At 66.2% G+C, this 17,499-nt stretch carries 14 protein-coding genes and 1 tRNA gene; 12 read left to right on the plus strand and 3 right to left on the minus strand.

What is annotated here, in order from left to right; all coding sequences use genetic code 11:
- Positions 1-269, plus strand: a 269-nt coding sequence (locus SB816_RS24260) for a GTP-binding protein (protein ID WP_410547652.1), incomplete at its 5' end; no start/stop codon positions are given.
- 135 nt (positions 270-404) lie between these two features.
- The gene (locus SB816_RS24265) at positions 405-1,304 is read left to right on the plus strand and encodes a LysR family transcriptional regulator (protein ID WP_116792300.1); all 900 of its coding nucleotides are present in this window, start codon (positions 405-407) and stop codon (positions 1,302-1,304) included.
- 731 nt (positions 1,305-2,035) lie between these two features.
- On the opposite strand, the gene SB816_RS24270 is transcribed toward SB816_RS24265, so the two are convergent.
- Positions 2,036-2,112, minus strand: a tRNA-Met gene (locus tag SB816_RS24270).
- 67 nt (positions 2,113-2,179) lie between these two features.
- Between SB816_RS24270 and scpB the strand changes: the two genes are divergently transcribed.
- The 8 genes from scpB to typA all read left to right on the plus strand — a co-directional run bounded on the left by scpB (position 2,180) and on the right by typA (position 13,837).
- Positions 2,180-3,397, plus strand: a complete 1,218-nt coding sequence (gene scpB, locus SB816_RS24275) for an SMC-Scp complex subunit ScpB (protein ID WP_410547653.1) — start codon at positions 2,180-2,182, stop codon at positions 3,395-3,397.
- A gap of 35 nt (positions 3,398-3,432) precedes the next feature.
- On the plus strand, positions 3,433-5,205 hold the full coding sequence (rluB, locus tag SB816_RS24280) for a 23S rRNA pseudouridine(2605) synthase RluB (protein WP_410547654.1): 1,773 nt from the start codon (positions 3,433-3,435) through the stop codon (positions 5,203-5,205).
- Positions 5,206-5,681: 476 nt separating this feature from the next.
- Complete coding sequence (gene rimP, locus SB816_RS24285; RefSeq protein WP_054501415.1) at positions 5,682-6,185, plus strand: ribosome maturation factor RimP; 504 nt, start codon at positions 5,682-5,684, stop codon at positions 6,183-6,185.
- Positions 6,182-7,660, plus strand: a complete 1,479-nt coding sequence (gene nusA / locus SB816_RS24290; protein ID WP_006396231.1) for a transcription termination factor NusA — start codon at positions 6,182-6,184, stop codon at positions 7,658-7,660. Before rimP ends, nusA begins: the two co-directional genes overlap by 4 nt.
- A 92-nt stretch (positions 7,661-7,752) precedes the next feature.
- Positions 7,753-10,803: a translation initiation factor IF-2 gene (gene infB, locus SB816_RS24295; RefSeq protein WP_144655022.1), complete on the plus strand. Its 3,051-nt coding sequence runs from the start codon at positions 7,753-7,755 to the stop codon at positions 10,801-10,803.
- A 23-nt stretch (positions 10,804-10,826) separates the two neighbouring features.
- Positions 10,827-11,228 carry a 30S ribosome-binding factor RbfA gene (gene rbfA / locus SB816_RS24300; RefSeq protein WP_410547655.1) on the plus strand — a complete coding sequence of 134 codons (402 nt, stop codon included), beginning with the start codon at positions 10,827-10,829 and terminating at the stop codon, positions 11,226-11,228.
- Positions 11,229-11,267: 39 nt separating this feature from the next.
- On the plus strand, positions 11,268-12,017 hold the full coding sequence (truB, locus tag SB816_RS24305; RefSeq protein ID WP_006388334.1) for a tRNA pseudouridine(55) synthase TruB: 750 nt from the start codon (positions 11,268-11,270) through the stop codon (positions 12,015-12,017).
- Entirely contained in the window at positions 12,014-13,837 is a 1,824-nt protein-coding gene (gene typA, locus SB816_RS24310) for a translational GTPase TypA (protein ID WP_006388335.1), read from the plus strand. The genes truB and typA overlap by 4 nt, the downstream gene beginning before the upstream one ends.
- Positions 13,838-14,018: 181 nt before the next feature.
- Here typA and SB816_RS24315 read toward each other — a convergent pair whose 3' ends face one another.
- Entirely contained in the window at positions 14,019-14,411 is a 393-nt protein-coding gene (locus SB816_RS24315; RefSeq protein ID WP_116792296.1) for a tautomerase family protein, read from the minus strand.
- 106 nt (positions 14,412-14,517) lie between these two features.
- Between SB816_RS24315 and SB816_RS24320 the strand changes: the two genes are divergently transcribed.
- Entirely contained in the window at positions 14,518-15,378 is an 861-nt protein-coding gene (locus SB816_RS24320; protein WP_054501412.1) for a LysR family transcriptional regulator, read from the plus strand.
- A gap of 19 nt (positions 15,379-15,397) precedes the next feature.
- On the opposite strand, the gene SB816_RS24325 is transcribed toward SB816_RS24320, so the two are convergent.
- Entirely contained in the window at positions 15,398-16,342 is a 945-nt protein-coding gene (locus SB816_RS24325) for a LysR family transcriptional regulator (RefSeq protein ID WP_410547656.1), read from the minus strand.
- Between the two features lie 133 nt (positions 16,343-16,475).
- Here SB816_RS24325 and SB816_RS24330 point away from each other — a divergent pair, with 133 nt between their 5' ends.
- Positions 16,476-17,459: a Bug family tripartite tricarboxylate transporter substrate binding protein gene (locus tag SB816_RS24330; protein ID WP_410547657.1), complete on the plus strand. Its 984-nt coding sequence runs from the start codon at positions 16,476-16,478 to the stop codon at positions 17,457-17,459.
- The last annotated feature ends 40 nt before the right edge of the window (positions 17,460-17,499 follow it).

The raw sequence follows: 17,499 nt of genomic DNA on the forward strand, positions 1-17,499 counted from the left end.
TCGGCCGAGCCGTCTTTCTGGCGGGTGTGTCCCGCGTGCAGGAGCGGTTCGGCACGGCGTTGTTGCGGATGAAGGGGCTGGTCTGCTTCGAGGGCGAGGCTTTGCCCTGCGAGGTTCATGGCGTCCATGGCGAGCTCTATCCGATCCGGCCGTTGCCGCAGTGGCCGGACGACGAGCGTCTGTCGCGGCTGGTCTATATCGTCAGGGGCGCGGACGTTGATGCGGTGCGGGCCGAAGTGTGCGCGGCGCTGGGCCAGTTTCCCGCATGAGGGGCCGGTCGCGGCGCTGCTCGCGGGTGGTGCTTGCCGATTGTCTTGAAAGGGCTGGGTGGCCGTCATTTCATTGCGGAAAATGCATGGAAATACGGTATAACCAGAAAGTCTGATGCAAGAATCGAGACAATCATGGACCGATTGAAAGCGATGCAGGTATTCGTGGAGGTCGCCGACAGAGGCAGTTTGTCGGCGGCGGCGGTTCATCTGGATATGTCGCGGGCGATGGTGTCGCGCTACCTGGCCGAAATGGAGCAGTGGGTCGGCGTGCGCCTGTTGCATCGCACCACCCGCCGCCTCAGCCTCACGCCTGCCGGTGCCGAGACGCTGCCACGTTGCCGGCAGATGCTCGACATGGTGGGCGACCTGCGCAGCGCGGTATCCACGCCCGAGGATACGCCGCGCGGCCTGTTGCGCATGACCACCAGCATGTCGTTCGGCTCGCGGCATCTGGCGCGGGTCATCACCGACTACGTCAAGTTGCATCCGGGCACCTCGGTCGACCTGATGCTGGTCGACCGGACGGTCAATCTGGTCGAGGAACGGGTCGACCTGGCGGTGCGCATCACCAATGACCTGGATCCCAACCTGATCGCGCGCAAGCTGGCCGTCTGCCGTTCCATCGTCTGCGCTTCGCCGGACTACCTGCAGCGCGAGGGCGAGCCGGGGCGGGTCGAGGATCTGTCGCTGCGCAATTGCCTGACCCATTCCTACTTCGGCAAGAGCCTGTGGCGCTTCGAGCGCGAGGGTGTGCCGGTCGATGTGCCGGTCAGCGGCAATATCAGCGCCAACGAGGTATCGGTGCTGCTGCAGGCTGCGCTGGAAGGCGCCGGCGTCGCCATGTTGCCAACGTACTACGCCGCCGAGTACGTGGCGCAGGGGCGCCTGAAGGCCATCCTGCCGCAGGCCAGGCCACAGGAACTCGGCATATATGGCGTCTATGCGTCGCGCCGGCAGATGCCCCTGATCCTGCGCTCGATGCTGGATTTCCTGGTGGAGCGTTTGGGGCCGGCGCCCTGGGATCAGTCCTAAGGTGTTATCGGGAGCCCGCGTTTGGCGGCGCTGGGTTGAGGGCAGGGTATATAGCGGTATAATTTGGCTGCTGCCTCGACGGACCGGGCGCTGTGCATCAGGGCCTTTGTCATCGTCCGCCAGCATGTAGTCTTGGAAAATATCTAAGAATCGTGGTTCCGGCGCATTGGGGTTCGGGCTTGTCAGGCCAGTGTCCTGCACGGCCGGGCGCCAGGAACACCAGGGGAGAGGCGCGCCGGATTTTCCGGATGGCGGCCGCAGGCGCAGTGTGCCATTGGCCGATGCCTGACGATTCAGGTCCTTGATCTCGAATACCGCAATATCGATTACCGCAATGTCGGTTGCCGCGGCTATAGCGCCAAATGATGGCGTGTTCCGCAGGCGCGTTGGCGCTTTTGCCAGCTTCCAGATTTTGCTTGAACAAGTCCGTCGCTGATGGATTTGTCCCCGCCATGGCCGGGGCGCTGCGCGCAGCCCTCTTGAATGGCGTGAGTATCGCCGCGCGAGCCCGCGGCGGTTGGTGGTAAATACAGGATTCTCGTGAGAAATACGCAAATCAGCGCTGTCTGTAGCCGTTCCGCCCATGGTGTGGTTCGGGTGGCTGCGCGGGCCGCCGCCTCGCGCGGGCTTGCCTTGGCCGATAACGCCCTGCATGTCTTGAACGTATTTGTTTTCAACATGCCGGCCGCAAATGAAAAAGGCCCGGCGCATTCGCCAGGCCTTGATCAATTTGGTTGCGGGGGCAGGATTTGAACCTACGACCTTCGGGTTATGAGCCCGACGAGCTGCCAGACTGCTCCACCCCGCGTCTGAGAAATGAATAGTAGCCTTGTTTTCAACCTAACGCAAGTTAGCCCTTTTGAATTTGAATCTCGATGAACGATAGCGAGGCGATACTCGTGCTGGAAACCGCGCTGCTTTGCGCGGTGCAGCCGATGCAACTGTCCGAAATGCGCAAGCTGTTCGGGGACGATGAACAATTCGACAACAGCGCCTTGCGCACGTTGCTGGAAACGCTGCAGAACAACTGGGCCGATGGCGGCCTGGAATTGGTGCAACTGGCGACGGGGTGGCGTTTCCAGAGCCGCCCGCACATGCAGCGCTACCTGGAACGGCTCAACCCCGAAAAACCGCCGAAGTATTCCCGCGCGGTGATGGAAACACTGGCCATCGTCGCCTGGCGCCAGCCGGTGACGCGGGGCGATATCGAAGATATCCGCGGCGTGACGGTGTCGTCGAACATCGTGAAGGCGCTGGAGGATCGGGGCTGGATCGAGGTCATCGGCCACCGCGATGCGCCGGGCCGTCCGGCCCTGTTCGGCACTACGCGTCAGTTCCTCGATGATCTCGGCCTGCGCGCGCTGGACGAATTGCCCGCGCTGGAATCCACGCATGCCGCCGCCGCGCTGGCGGGCCTGGACCTGGGCGAAGTGCAGCAGTTGGCGGATGCCGCCGACGCCGCCGAAGGCGCCGATGCCGCCAATACCCCAGATCTCGTCGAAGGCGCGGAAACCGCAGGCGCAACGGAAGCCGCCGAGCATGCGGAAGGGCGGCAGGCGGTTGCCGAGGCCGATGTGCAAGCCAGTATTCCAGGGGCGGAATTGTCTGTTTCGGACGAAGACGCCCCCATGGCGGCGGATGATGGCGTAGAATCCCCCCTTTCGCGCTCAGAAGAAGACGCGATTCCCGCCGACGATTCCACCGTCCGGGCGCAAGCCGAAAGCTTGTCCGATGCGCCATCCGTGGGCATCGAGAATGCCGGGCGCTTCGATGAAGCCGATGCGCCGGGCGTGGATGTCGCCCAAGAGGCGCATGGCGGGTTGTCAGAAAATCCCGCACAGACTGGCAGTTCCGACGCGCGCACCGAATCCGGCGCCGCGGATGAGCTTGTCGAGCACGCGGAAAGCGCGAAGCCGACCGAACCGATAGACGAGGCCGAACCCCTGGCGCCTGGCGCCGGGCCGTTTGAGCCTGATACCGGCTCCGCCGTGGCGGAGCCTGCCGAGCCGGATTCCGCTCAGCCCGAGGCTGAGCGCGGACCGGCTTCCCCAGATGATGATGCGCCTGCCCCCGGCAGGCCTCCCCAAGTTTGAAATTCGGAGCTGTCCCAGTGACAACGAATACAGCAATGCAGGACGACAATCCCCGTCCGGATGACGCCGTTTCCAATGCGCCCGCGGAAGCCTCCGCCAGCCGTGAGCCGGCCGCCGAAGGCGAGGCCCGTGGCCGTGGTCGCAAGCTGCGCACCCCGTTCCGGCGCCGTCGCGGCGACGCCGCCGCCGAGCAGGCGCCGGCTGCCGAAGGGCATGCCGCCGCGCCCGCCCAGGCTGCCGCCGACACCCCGGACAGTCGCGGGGGCGAACAAGAAGCCGAGCAGGCCCTGTCGTACCTGGACACCGCTGACCGCATGGAGCAGCGCCTGGGCAAGTACCTGAACAGCGAAGCGGTGATGCCGAAGCTGCACAAGGTGCTGGCCGATGCCGGTATCGGTTCGCGCCGCGAGATGGAAGAGCTGATCGTCGCCGGCCGCGTGTCGGTCAACGGCGAGCCGGCCCATATCGGCCAGCGCGTGGCCCCGAACGACCAGGTGCGTGTCAATGGCAAGCCCATCATGCGCACCAACACCAAGAAGCCGCCGCGCGTGATCCTGTATCACAAGCCGGCCGGCGAGATCGTCAGTCATGATGATCCGGGCGGCCGCGCCAGCGTGTTCGCGCGTCTTCCCAAGCTGCGCACCGGCAAGTGGCTGTCGGTGGGTCGGCTCGACCTGAATACCGAAGGCCTGCTGATCTTCACGACCTCGGGCGACATGGCCAACCGCATCATGCACCCGCGTTACGGCACCGAGCGGGAATACGCGGTGCGCGTCCTGGGCGAGATGGACGAGGCGCAGCGTCAGTCGCTGGTCGATGGCATCGAGCTGGAAGATGGCGTGGCCGCGTTCGGCGCGCTCGACTACTTGGGCGGCGACGGCAGCAACCGCTGGTACCGCGTGACCCTGCAGGAAGGGCGCAACCGCGAAGTGCGCCGCATGTTCGAGGCGGTGGGCGTGACGGTCAGCCGATTGATCCGCACCCGTTTCGGCGACGTGGTGTTGCCGCGCACGCTGCGCCGTGGCCGTTGGGAAGAACTCGACGCCTCGCTAGTCACTGCGCTGATGGTGCAGTTGGGCTTGTTGCGCGAAGACGACGAATCCGGCGGCAACCGCCGCCGTTCCAAGCAGCCGCAGTCGCATGACAGCGCCTTGCCCCCCGGCTTCGGCACGATGGAGCGCAATGGCATGAACGGCGCCCGTATCGGCCGCCGCGGCAAGATCCAGGGCGGCCGTGCCGGCAGCGCCGGCCAGGTGGCGGCGTGTCCCTCCGATCCTTTCGGCACCGGTCTGATGATCGCTGGCGGTTACGCCAACGGTCACCCCCTGGCGGGCGAATCCGCCGGCAGCCGCAAGGGTGGCAAGGCCGCGGGTGGTCGCGGCGCGGGTGGTGGCGGCAAGCCGGGCGGTCGTGCGGGTGGCAAGGCGGGCGGCGGCAAGCCGCGCGGCGCGCGTGCCGCAGCCGCCAATGGTCCGGCCGCGGCAGCGGGTGGGGTGGATGCGCCTTCGGGCGCTGGTCGCAAGCCCGCGGGAGGCAAGCCTGGCGGCAAGCCAGCGGCCGCGCGTGGCGGCAATGCCGCTCGCGGCGGCAAGCCGACGGGTGCCGGCCGTGGCGGCAACAAGGCTGACGGCCCGCGCGCGGGTGGCGGTGGCTCGAACGGCGGCAACAAGGGCCCGGGCGCGGGCGGCAAGCCGCGTGCGGCCCGCAATGCGGCGTCGCCCCGTGGCGATGACTGGCAGCCTCGCGGCGCGTCGGCCCATGAGTCGCGCCTGGGCGTGATGGGTGGCCGGGGCGGCCGGGGCCGCTAAACCCGCGCCGTAGCGGCGTCCGCGCGGCGCCGCTGGCTCGATCCGTCCCACATAAACGTAAGCCCGTGACGAATCAGGCGTTTTTCCAGTTTATCTGGTAAAATCAATGGTTTTCATGGCTTCGCGTCTGTCGGTTCGCGCCGTTGCTTTGCCGCTCATGCGGCGTTTTTCATGGATGCGCGGGTTGTAAGGCTATAGGGCTACGGGTCGCTGACGGGTCGTCAGGTGGGTCGTTGCCCGGTTTCATGGCGGGTCCAGGTGGTCGCGGTGGTTTGCGGCGCAGGTGGTCTCGGTGAAACAGGTGTGGGCTGGCTGGCCCTCGCGAAGTTGGCGGGCGCGCTGCAAGGGTGGCGCGAGCCGAAATTTAGGTCGCAATATAGGGCACTGCCCAGCATTGCTCCTTACGTGCAGTAGGGTGGCGGCTGGGCACTGTGCAATACGGTGGGCTGGGCGTGCAGCCCATTTTTTTTGAGTATATGGCTGATTTATTCGCATTGACCGAAGAGGCACTGGCCGGCATGGACGTCGAACTCGTTGACGTCGAACGTGCCGCGCTGGGCCTTTTGCGCGTCACGATCGATCGGGTCGGCGGTGTGCGCATCGAAGACTGCGAGCAGGTGTCCCGCCAATTGTCGCGGGTGTACGAGGTCGAGAACATCGACTACAAGCGGTTGGAAGTCGGTTCGCCGGGCGTTGACCGCCCGCTGCGCAACGAGGCCGACTTCCGCCGTTTCGCAGGCGAACGCATCGAGATCAAGCTGCGCGAGGCATTGGACGGACGCAAGGTCTTTTCCGGTACGTTGACCGTGCCCGAGGACGCGCCCGCAGCTTCGGACGCCGCGGCTGGGATGCACAAGACCGTGTTCGGTCTCGAATTTGAGGCAAAAAAGAACGAAGTCCAGGTGTTGAATTTCACGGTCGAGGATATCGAGCGTGCAAAACTGGATCCCGTTCTGGATTTCAAGGGCAAAAAGCGATGAGTCGCGAAATTCTTCTGTTGGTCGATGCCTTGGCGCGTGAAAAGAACGTCACGCGTGATGTCGTGTTCGGGGCGCTGGAAAGCGCGCTGGCCTCGGCCATGAAAAAGCGCTTCAAGGATGATGCGGACATTCGTGTTGCCATCGATCGTGAAACCGGTGACCACGAAGGTTTCCGCCGCTGGCTGGTGGTGCCCGACGAAGCGGGCCTGCAAGAGCCCGACAAGCAGGAAATGCTGTCGGACGCGGTCGAGATCGTGCCCAACATCCAGGTTGGCGAATACATCGAGGAACCCCTCGAGCCGATCGAGTTCGGCCGTATCGGCGCCCAGGCCGCCAAGCAGGCGATCCTGCAGAAAATCCGCGACGCCGAGCGCGAGCAGGTCCTGAACGACTTCCTGGATCGCGGCGAAACCATCGTGTCCGGCACCATCAAGCGCATGGACAAGGGCGACGCCATCATCGAGACCGGCAAGATCGAAGCGCGCCTGCCGCGCTCCGAAATGATCCCGAAGGAAAACCTCCGGGTCGCCGACCGCGTCCGCGCTTTTGTCCTGCGCGTCGACCATGCGGCCCGAGGCCAGCAGGTGATCCTGTCGCGCACCTCGCCCGAGTTCATCCGTCAGTTGTTCGAGAACGAAGTGCCCGAGATCGAGCAGGGCCTGCTCGAGATCAAGGCGGCGGCGCGCGACGCCGGCGTGCGTGCGAAGATCGCCGTGGTGGCATACGATAAGCGTATCGACCCGATCGGCACCTGCGTCGGCATGCGCGGTTCGCGCGTGACCGCCGTGCGCAACGAGCTGGGCGGCGAGCAGGTCGACATCGTGCTGTGGTCGGAAGATCCCGCGCAGTTCGTCATCGGCGCCCTGGCGCCGGCCAACGTCGAGTCCATCGTGGTGGACGAAGACAAGCACGCGATGGACGTGGTGGTCGACGAGGAAAACCTGCCCAAGGCGATCGGCGCCAAGGGCCAGAACGTGCGCCTGGCGTCCGAGCTGACGGGTTGGCAGATCAACATCATGACGCCGGAAGAAAGCCTGAACCGCCAGGAAGTCGAGCGTTCGGGCCTGCGCACCACGTTCATGAACAAGCTGGACGTCGATGAGGAAGTCGCCGACATCCTGATCGACGAAGGTTTCACCGGTATCGAGGAAATCGCCTACGTCCCGATGCAGGAACTGCTGGAGATCGAGGCGTTCGACGAAGACACCATCAATGAGTTGCGCGCCCGTGCCCGCAATGCGCTGCTGACCGAGGCCATCGCCCAGGAAGAGCGTCTTGAAACGGCGCAGGATCTGCTCGAACTCGAAGGCGTGACGCCCGAACTGGCCGCCAAGCTGGCCGAGCGTCAGGTGCACACGCGTGATGATCTGGCCGAACTGGCGACGGACGAGCTGGCGGAAATCGCCGGCCTGACCGAACAGGAAGCCAGCGACCTCATCATGCGTGCCCGCGCCCATTGGTTCGATGAAGAATAACCAAATGGACACGGGTCTGCGGCGGATGGCCGTCAAGTCCGCCGCAAGTTCACGTTGTTTGTAATAGCTGCATATAGGGAAGAGAGAGCCTAATGTCGAGTAACACCGTCGCCCAGTTCGCTACCGAGCTGAAAATGCCTGCCAATGTGCTGCTGGAACAGCTGCGCTCGGCTGGCGTTGACCTCAAATCGGTGGACGATTCCGTCACCGACAGCGACAAGGCGAAATTGCTCGAATCGCTGCGTCGCGCCCACGGCGCGACCGAAGGCAAGAAGATCACCCTGACGCGCCGCCAGACCTCCGAGATCCGCCAGGCAGATGCCACCGGCCGCTCGCGCACCATCCAGGTCGAGGTTCGCAAGAAGCGCGTGTTCGTCAAGCGTGATCCCTCCGAAATCGCCCTGGAGCAGGCCGCCAGCGCCCGCGCTGAGGAAGAATCGTCCGTCGAGGAAGCACAGCCGGTGTCCGCACCCGTCGTGCCCGAAGCGGCCAAGCCGGCCGAACCGCGCGAAGCCACGCCCGTCCAGGCGCCGGCTCCTGCCCCGGTGCAAGAGCCCGCTGCTGTCGAAGCGCCCGCACCGGTAGAAGCGGCCGCGCCTGTTGAACCCGTCGCGGCCGAAGTGCCCGCCCCCGTTGCGGCTCCCGCCGCCGAAGTCCAGGCCCAGCCTGAACCGGAACCGACGCCGGCGCCTGCTCCTGCCGAGCCCGTGGCCGAAGAGGCCAAGCCCGAAGTCAAGACTGAATCCACCGAGCCCAAGGCTGAAGAAGCCAAGCCGGAACCCGTTGTGCTAGCCAATAAGTCCGAACCATCGTCCTCTCAGGCCGCCGCGCCTGTCGCCCAGGTGCCGCCTGCCGCGAAGTCTGAACCCGTGAAATCCGCCGCCAAGCCGGTCGAGTCCGCTGCGCCCGCCGCCAAGGTCGGGAACCGCGCCGACAACCGCCGCGCCGGCCCGCCGCTCGCCGCCTCCGCCACCGGCGCTGGCCGCGACGAGGCCCGCCGTGCCGCCGAGGCCGAAGCCGCCGCCCTGCGCGAGATGCTGAACCGCCCGCGCAAGGTGCTGCGCGCTCCCGAACCGGAAGCGCCCGCCGCCGCGGCCGCCCCGATTTCGGGCACGCTGCACAAGCCGGCGGGCAAGGGCGCTGCCGCGCCTGGCGCCAAGAAGGATGCCAAGCCCGCCGCGCCCGGCACCAAGAAGACCATCAAGACCGCCGAAGTCGCTTCGACGTGGTCGGATGACGCGTCGCGCAAGAAGCCGGCCGACAAGCCGGCGGCGCCGGCCAGCCGCGACGGCTGGCGTGCCGGCGGCAAGGGCGGTGGCAAGAGTGGCGGCCGTGGTGGCCGCAACCAGCAGAACGACCGCCGCAACGAGCCCGCGCCGCAGGAATTCATCGCGCGTGAAGTGCACGTGCCGGAAACCATCAGCGTGGCCGACCTGGCCCACAAGATGTCCGTCAAGGCTGCCGAGGTCATCAAGCAATTGATGAAGCTGGGCCAGATGGTTACCATCAACCAGGTGCTGGACCAGGAAACCGCCATGATCGTGGTCGAGGAACTGGGCCACGTGGCGATCGCCGCCAAGCTCGACGACCCGGAAGCCTTCCTGGACGAAACCGCGAGCGTGTCGGAAGCCGAACAACTGCCGCGCGCGCCGGTCGTGACCGTGATGGGCCACGTCGACCACGGCAAGACCTCGCTGCTGGACTACATCCGCCGCGCCAAGGTCGCCGCGGGCGAAGCCGGCGGCATTACGCAGCACATCGGCGCCTACCATGTGGAAACCGAGCGTGGCATGGTGACCTTCCTGGATACCCCGGGCCATGAGGCGTTCACCGCCATGCGTGCCCGTGGCGCCAAGGCCACCGACATCGTCATCCTGGTCTGCGCGGCCGACGACGGCGTGATGCCGCAGACGCGTGAAGCCATCCACCATGCCAAGGCCGCGGGCGTGCCGATGGTGGTGGCCATGACCAAGATCGACAAGCCCAGCGCCAACCCCGAGCGCGTCAAGCAGGAACTGGTCGCCGAGGAAGTGGTGCCGGAAGAATACGGCGGCGATGTGCCGTTCGTGCCGGTGTCGGCCAAGACCGGCGAGGGCATCGACGCGCTGCTCGAGAACGTGCTGCTGCAAGCCGAACTGCTGGAACTGAAGGCGCCGGTCGACGCGCCCGCCAAGGGCCTGGTGATCGAAGCCCGCCTGGACAAGGGCCGCGGCCCGGTCGCGACCATCCTGGTCCAGAGCGGCACGCTGAACCGTGGCGACGTGGTGCTGGCTGGCGCCAGCTTCGGCCGCGTGCGCGCCATGCTCGACGAGAACGGCAAGCCGATCCAGGCCGCCGGTCCGTCGATCCCGGTGGAAATCCAGGGCCTGACCGAAGTGCCGGCCGCCGGCGACGAACTGATGGTGCTGTCCGACGAGCGCAAGGCGCGCGAAATCGCGCTGTTCCGCCAGGGCAAGTTCCGCGACGTCAAGCTGGCGCGCCAGCAGGCCGCCAAGCTGGAATCGATGTTCGACAACCTGGGCGAAGGCACCCAGACCCTGGCGCTGATCGTCAAGACCGACGTCCAGGGTTCGCAGGAAGCGCTGGTGCAGTCGCTGACCAAGCTGTCGACCGACGAAGTCCGCGTGCAAGTGGTGCACGCGGCCGTGGGCGGCATCTCGGAAAGCGACATCAACCTGGCGATCGCCTCGAACGCCGTGGTGATCGGCTTCAACGTCCGCGCCGAAGCCAGCGCCAAGAAGCTGGCCGAGACCAACGGCATCGACGTGCGCTACTACAACATCATCTACGACGCCGTGGACGAAGTGAAGGCAGCCATGTCGGGCATGTTGGCGCCCGAGAAGAAGGAAGAAGTCATCGGCCTGGTCGAGATCCGCGAGGTCTACAGCATCTCCCGCATCGGCAACATCGCCGGTTGCATGGTGCTCGACGGCCTGGTGCGTCGCGATTCGCAGGTCCGCCTGCTGCGCAACAACGTGGTCCAGTGGACCGGCCAGCTCGATTCGCTGCGCCGCTTCAAGGACGACGTCAAGGAAGTCAAGTCGGGCTTCGATTGCGGTCTTACGCTGCGCGGCAACAACGACATCCAGGTGGGCGACCAACTGGAAGTCTTTGAAATCAAGGAAATCGCGCGTACGCTGTAAGGCGTCGCGAGGCATTGCTTCTAATGAGCCGTCACAAGTCCAAAGCCATCCCCGGTCGCAATCTGCGACTGGCCGACCAGATCCAGAAGGATCTGGCCGGGATCATCCAGCGCGAGATCGACACGACCCGCACTGGCTTGATCACGCTCTCCGGTGTGGAACTGTCGACCGACTACGCGCATGCCAAGGTGTATTTCACGGTCCTGGGCGCCGAGCCCGAGGCCGCGACCGCCTTGCTGAACGAGAAGGCCGGCTGGCTGCATTCCCAGCTATACAAGCTGCTGCACATTCATACTGTCCCCACTTTGCGCTTCTTCCACGACGAGCAGATTGCCCGTGGTATCGAAATGTCGATCCTCATCGACCGCGCAAACCGGCCCGGCCCGCACTCGGGCGTGCCCGACGAACCTGAAGACCAGTCCTGATCGGGCTGTCGTCACTGCTTTAATTTCCGGATTCCGACGATGGCTAAACGACGCGGGCTTGCGCTCGACGGTGTGCTGTTGCTCGACAAACCCGTAGGTTTGTCGAGCAACCACGCCTTGCAACGCGCCAAGCGTGCCATGGACGCGGCGAAAGCCGGCCATACCGGCACCCTCGACCCCTTCGCCACCGGCCTGCTGGTGTGCTGCATGGGCCGGGCAACCAAGATTTCCGGCGCGATGCTTGACGCCGACAAGGCTTATCGCGCTACGCTGCAATTTGGCGAGGAAACCGATTCCGGCGACCTGACCGGCAACGTGGTGGCTACCGCCGCGCCCGGCTTCGTGGTCGAGGAACAGGCGCTGCGCGATGCGCTGTCACGTTTCTCGGGCACGATCGAGCAGATTCCGCCCATGTATTCGGCGCTCAAGCGCGACGGCAAGCCGTTGTACGAATACGCGCGGGCCGGCATCGAGCTGGAACGCCCGCCGCGGCAGATTACGATTTACCGCATCGAGCTGCTGTCCCTGAACGGGACGCAGGCAGAGATCGATGTGGCTTGCAGTAAAGGCACGTACATCCGGACGCTGGCCCAGGACATCGGGCGCGCGCTGGGCTGTTACGCCCACCTGGCGGCGCTGCGGCGCACGCACGTCGGGCCATTTTCTCTGGAACGCGCCGTTGCGCTGGATGCCTTGCAGGCGATGCCAGACCCCAAGCAGGCATTGCTTGCACTGAACGAATTGCCGGCGGGCTTGCTGCCCGCCACCACCTTAAAGGACTCGCTATGACTCGCGCCTTGCGCAACGTCGCCATCATCGCCCACGTGGACCACGGTAAAACCACCCTGGTCGACCAGCTGCTGCGCCAATCCGGCACCTTCCGCGAAAACCAGGCGCTGACCGAACGGGTCATGGACTCGAACGACCTGGAAAAAGAACGCGGCATCACGATTCTGGCCAAGAACTGTGCCGTTGAATACGAAGGCACGCACATCAACATCGTCGACACCCCGGGGCACGCGGACTTCGGTGGCGAAGTCGAGCGCGTGCTGTCGATGGTCGACGGCGTGCTGCTGCTGGTCGATGCCGTCGAAGGCCCGATGCCGCAGACCATCTTCGTGACCCGCAAGGCGCTGGCCCTGGGCCTCAAGCCCATCGTGGTGGTCAACAAGGTCGACCGTCCGGGCGCCCGCACCGACTTCGTCATCAACGCCACCTTCGACCTGTTCGACAAGCTGGGCGCGACCGACGAGCAACTGGACTTCCCGGTGGTGTACGCCTCGGGCCTGTCCGGCTACGCCGGCCTGACCCCGGACGTGCGCGAAGGCGACATGCGCCCCCTGTTCGAAGCCATCCTGCAGCACGTGCCGCAGCGCGACGACGATCCCAACGGCCCGCTGCAGATGCAGATCATCTCGCTGGACTACAACAGCTACGTCGGCAAGATCGGCGTGGGCCGCATCAACCGCGGCCGCATGCGTCCCGGCATGGAAGTGGCCTACAAGTTCGGTCCCGAGGGCCAGGGCGGCCGCGGCCGCATCAACCAGGTGCTGAAGTTCCACGGCCTGGAGCGCATCGTGGTGGATGAAGCCGAAGCTGGCGACATCGTGCTGATCAACGGTATCGAAGACCTGGGCATCGGCTGCACCGTGACCGACCCCGTGACGCAGGACGTGCTGCCGATGCTGCGCATCGACGAGCCGACGCTGACCATGAACTTCATGGTCAACACCTCGCCGCTGGCGGGCCGTGAAGGCAAGTTCGTCACCAGCCGCCAACTGCGCGACCGCCTGGACCGCGAGCTGAAGTCGAACGTGGCGCTGCGCGTGCGCGACACCGGCGACGACACCGTGTTCGAAGTGTCGGGCCGCGGCGAACTGCACCTGACCATCCTGCTGGAAACGATGCGCCGCGAAGGCTACGAGCTGGCGGTGTCGCGTCCGCGCGTGGTGTTCAAGGAAGTCGACGGCGTGAAGTGCGAGCCGTTCGAGTCGCTGACCATCGACGTCGAAGACGCCCACCAGGGCGGCGTGATGGAAGAGCTGGGCCGCCGCAAGGGCGATCTGCAGGACATGCAGCCGGACGGCCGTGGCCGCACCCGCCTGGAATACCTGATCCCCGCCCGCGGCTTGATCGGTTTCCAGAACGAGTTCCTGACGCTGACGCGCGGCACCGGCCTGATGAGCCACATCTTCCACGAATACGCGCCCATCAAGGAAGGCTCGATCGGCGAGCGCCGCAACGGCGTGCTGATCAGCCAGGACAACGGCGACGCCGTGGCCTACGCGCTGTGGAAGCTGCAGGATCGCGGCCGCATGTTCGTGAACCCGGGCGATGCGCTGTACGAAGGCATGATCATCGGCATCCACAGCCGCGACAACGACCTGGTCGTGAACCCGATCAAGGGCAAGCAGCTGACCAACGTGCGCGCCTCGGGCACCGACGAAGCCGTGCGCCTGGTGCCGCCGATCCAGATGTCGCTGGAGTACGCCGTGGAATTCATCGACGACGACGAACTGGTGGAAATCACGCCCAAGTCGATCCGTCTGCGCAAGCGCTACCTGCAGGAAAACGAGCGCAAGCGCGCCGCGCGCGAATCCGCCGTGTAAGGCGGGGCGGGGTTCAGGCCCCGCGCGCCTGGCAATCGGAAAGCCGCACACCCTTCGGGGTGCGCGGCTTTTTTTCATTCGTGGCCGCGGGCTTGCCGGCGGCGCTGTTCAAGCGGTCGACGGCGTACACGCTGCCGACCAGGCGGCGCAGCGGCGGCCGCCCGTGCGCCGGCACGCGGCATCAGGCGTGCTGGTGCCGGTATTCCTGCGTCTTGCCGCCATAGCCATAGGCCGCCGCGCGCGCGTCGATCACGTGCACGTAGGAGCATTCGTGCAGCTCGCCAAGGATCTCGCCGAAGGCTGCGTAGATTTCCTGGATGAAGCGGGCTTTCTCGGCCTTGGTGTTGGTCTCGTCGGTGACGCTGATGTCCAGGTGGAAGGCGTTCCTGCCCAGTTCCGACAGCGGGCGCGCGCCGATGAACCATTGGTCGTGGGGAATGTGCTGCAGCGTGATGGCGATGACGGGCAGCTTCTTGCCGAGCACCGACTGGGTCAGGCCGACGACCGAATCGACGAGGCGGCGGTTGCGGGCGGCGTCGGGCTGGCCGGAAACGTGGACGACGATGTGGGGCATGACAGGCTCCTTGGGTGAGGGGAATGGAGCCAGTGTAGGGACGGCATTGACATCGGAAAAGCGGGAATTTACGATTCCTTCCATCGTTTAAGCCGTTGGATGAGCCATGTCCGGGTTCGATCTCGACCAGTTGCGAACGTTGGTGGCCGTGCTGGATGCGGGCAGCCTGACGGCGGCCGCGCCCAAGGTGTTTCTGTCGCAGTCATCCGTCAGCGAGCAGATGCGCAAGCTGGAGGAGCGGGCTGGCCAGCCGCTACTGATACGCGGCAAGTCTGGCGTGGTTGCCACCCCCGCCGGCGAACGCCTGCTGGCGCATGCGCGCGCCATCCTGGCGCTCAGCGACGAAGCCTACCGCGACCTGCGCGGCGTGGCGCTGCGTGGAGAGTTGCGGCTGTGCATCACCGACTACTTCCGGCCTGGCGACGTGGCGCGTCTGCTGCGTCGCCTGAACGAGCAGTATCCCCAGGTGCGCATGCACGTCACCATCATGAAAAGCGGCGCGATCGAGGCCGCTTACGAACGCGGCGAAGTCGATGTCGGCATCTCGATGGTGATCCTGGAGCGCGGCGCGTCGAAAGGGCGGGCGTTGGGACCCTTGCTGCGGCGTGAGTCGCTGCTGTGGATGGGGGCCGAGGGCGCGCCGGCGCCGCCGGAGCCGTTGCCGTTGCTGGCGCTGCCCGAGACCTGCGCGTTGCGCCAGTACGCCGAGCGGTTGCTGGCGCGGCGCGCCGTGCCCTACGCGGTGGCGCACGTGGCCTCGGGCGTCGCGGGGTTGCAACTGGCGATCGGTGCGGGGCTGGGCGTGGCCTGCCTGAACGAGTCGGCGCTGGCGCCAGGCATCGGCCGCCTGCAGGCGCCCGGCCTGCCGCCATTGCCCGACGTCGAATTCCGACTGTTGCCGGCGCGGCCGGGCGAAGATGCCTTTATCGGCCAGGCGCGCGAGGCGATCGAGCGGGCGCTGCGGTGAGCCAGTCTGGAGGCGGCGGTCAGGAGGCTGTTTGTTGCGGGGCGCGCATCAGCCAGTGCAGAAAGTCGCGGCCCGGACCCGCCTGTCCGACGATGGCGCCGATGGGCTGGAAGGCGCCCGGTGATTCGATCCGCACGCGCTGAAAGTGGCCATGTTGCAGATACCAGCCGGCCAGCGTCAGCGGCACCATGGCCAGCGCCTGCTGTGCCTGCATGACGGCGATCAGCAGTGGCATGGGCGGCGCGGCGCTGGCCAGGCGGCATAGCCGCGGGACCACGTCGGCGCGTTCGAAGAAAGCGGTGAAGACGGCGTGGATCGCCAGTTCCGGGCGGGGCCGGATCCAGAGTTGGGTGGCGACCTGCGCCAATGTCGGCGCGGTGTCGCTGGCGAGCAATGGATGGCCGGGCGTGGCGACGATGACGGCGTCATCCCGTTGCAGCGGCACGAAGTCCAGGCCGGTCGGCACCGCCTCCGGGCGCCGGCACAGCAGCATGTCCAGATTGCCCGCGGCCGCCAGCGGCAGCAACTGTTCGCGGCTGCCTTCCTGCAAGTCCACCTGCAGGCCCGGATGGGCGCGCATGTAGGCGGGCAGGTGTTGCGCCAGCAGCCCGCTGCTCGCTGCCTGGATGGCGCCCAAGCGCAGGCTGCCGGAGGCGCCGCCGCGCAGGGCCGCGACCGAGTCGGTCGAGGCGCGCAGCGAGATGAGCATGCCGCGTGCGCAATCGGCCATCAATTGACCGCAGCGGGTGGCGCGCATGCCGCGCGCATGACGTTCGAACAGCTCCACGCCCAGCAGGGATTCGATGTCCGCCAGGGCATGGGTGGCGGCCGGCTGGCTCATGCCGATCTGAGCGGCGGCCTGCTGCAGGCTGCCCAGTTCGGCAACCCCGGCCAGCAGTTGCAGGTGGCGCAGGCGTCCCTTGGCCAGCAGCCGGGCAAGCAGGGTGGCGGGGGCGACGTCCATGGGTGTGGAATTCCTGATCTTGATATTCAAAATTCGAATATATGGGTCCGTTAATGTATTTGAAATAAGGATATGCCCTGGCCAGAATGACGTGACGCCGGCTACCGGTTTCCACGCAAGGATTCGCCGTTCCATGAAGTCCCGTCTGTTGCATGCTTTCGTCTGCGCCGCACTGGTCGGCGTTTCGTTCCTGGCGCACGCGCAGGGCGTCTATCCCTCGCAGCCGGTGCGCCTGATCGTGCCGTTCGCTCCCGGCGGTTCCACCGATGTCCTGGCGCGGGCGGTGGCCGATGGCCTGCGCAAGGAACTGGGCCAGAGCGTGGTGGTGGAGAACCGCGCCGGCGCCGGCGGCCTGATCGGCACCGAGGCGGTGGCGCGGGCCGAGCCCGATGGCTATACGCTGGGCATGGCCACCGTCAGCACCATGGCGGTCAATCCGCTGTTGTACGGTACGGCGCGCGTCGATCCGGCAAAACAACTGACGGCGGTGGGTTCGGTGGCCAACGTGCCGGTGGTGTGGATGGTGAACCCGGCCTTTCCTGCGACGGATTTCGCACAGTTCCTGGCCGAATTGCGGGGACATCCCGGCAAGTATTCCTTCGGTTCGCCCGGCGTGGGATCGCTCGGTCACCTGAACCTGGCGGCCATGAATGCGGACCTCCAGGTCGAGGTGTTGCACGTGCCCTACCGGGGCATGGGCCCCGCATTGACGGCCGCCGTGGGCGGCGAGGTGCAGGTGCAGCAGGACCAGTACGCCTCGGCCCAGTCCTTGATCAAGGTCGGCAAGCTGCGTCCGATCGCGGTGGCCGCCCCCGCGCGATTGCCGGGCCTGCCGCAACTGCCGACGCTGGCCGAATTGGGCTACCCGCAATTGAATGCGCTGGGCCAGACCTGGTTCGGCCTGGTGGCGCCGGCGGGCACGCCCGACGCAGTGGTGCGGCGTCTCAATGACGCGGTGCGCCGGGCGCTGGCCGAGCCGGCGCTGGTGCAGCGGCTGGCCACCCTCGGCGCCGAGCCTGATACCGGCACGCCGCAGGAATTCACCCAGCGCATCGCGCAGACGCTGGCCGCCAATCGCAAAATCATTGAAACTGCCGCCATCAAGCTCGACGAATGACGTTTTGCCGCCGCCGGCGACGTACCGTGGCCGGCGCCCC

The sequence above is a fragment of the Achromobacter sp. SIMBA_011 genome, from assembly GCF_046535435.1.
In the GTDB taxonomy this organism is placed as follows: domain Bacteria; phylum Pseudomonadota; class Gammaproteobacteria; order Burkholderiales; family Burkholderiaceae_B; genus Achromobacter; species Achromobacter dolens.

Excerpts from the sequence above, each read along its gene's own strand:
- SB816_RS24265 (WP_116792300.1), top strand. The coding sequence starts at position 405 with ATGGACCGATTGAAAGCGATGCAGGTATTCGTGGAGGTCGCCGACAGA.
- scpB (WP_410547653.1), top strand. The coding sequence starts at position 2,180 with ATGAACGATAGCGAGGCGATACTCGTGCTGGAAACCGCGCTGCTTTGC.
- rluB (WP_410547654.1), top strand. The coding sequence starts at position 3,433 with ATGCAGGACGACAATCCCCGTCCGGATGACGCCGTTTCCAATGCGCCC.
- rimP (WP_054501415.1), top strand. The coding sequence starts at position 5,682 with ATGGCTGATTTATTCGCATTGACCGAAGAGGCACTGGCCGGCATGGAC.
- nusA (WP_006396231.1), top strand. The coding sequence starts at position 6,182 with ATGAGTCGCGAAATTCTTCTGTTGGTCGATGCCTTGGCGCGTGAAAAG.
- infB (WP_144655022.1), top strand. The coding sequence starts at position 7,753 with ATGTCGAGTAACACCGTCGCCCAGTTCGCTACCGAGCTGAAAATGCCT.
- rbfA (WP_410547655.1), top strand. The coding sequence starts at position 10,827 with ATGAGCCGTCACAAGTCCAAAGCCATCCCCGGTCGCAATCTGCGACTG.
- truB (WP_006388334.1), top strand. The coding sequence starts at position 11,268 with ATGGCTAAACGACGCGGGCTTGCGCTCGACGGTGTGCTGTTGCTCGAC.
- typA (WP_006388335.1), top strand. The coding sequence starts at position 12,014 with ATGACTCGCGCCTTGCGCAACGTCGCCATCATCGCCCACGTGGACCAC.
- SB816_RS24315 (WP_116792296.1), bottom strand. The coding sequence starts at position 14,411 with ATGCCCCACATCGTCGTCCACGTTTCCGGCCAGCCCGACGCCGCCCGC.
- SB816_RS24320 (WP_054501412.1), top strand. The coding sequence starts at position 14,518 with ATGTCCGGGTTCGATCTCGACCAGTTGCGAACGTTGGTGGCCGTGCTG.
- SB816_RS24325 (WP_410547656.1), bottom strand. The coding sequence starts at position 16,342 with ATGGACGTCGCCCCCGCCACCCTGCTTGCCCGGCTGCTGGCCAAGGGA.
- SB816_RS24330 (WP_410547657.1), top strand. The coding sequence starts at position 16,476 with ATGAAGTCCCGTCTGTTGCATGCTTTCGTCTGCGCCGCACTGGTCGGC.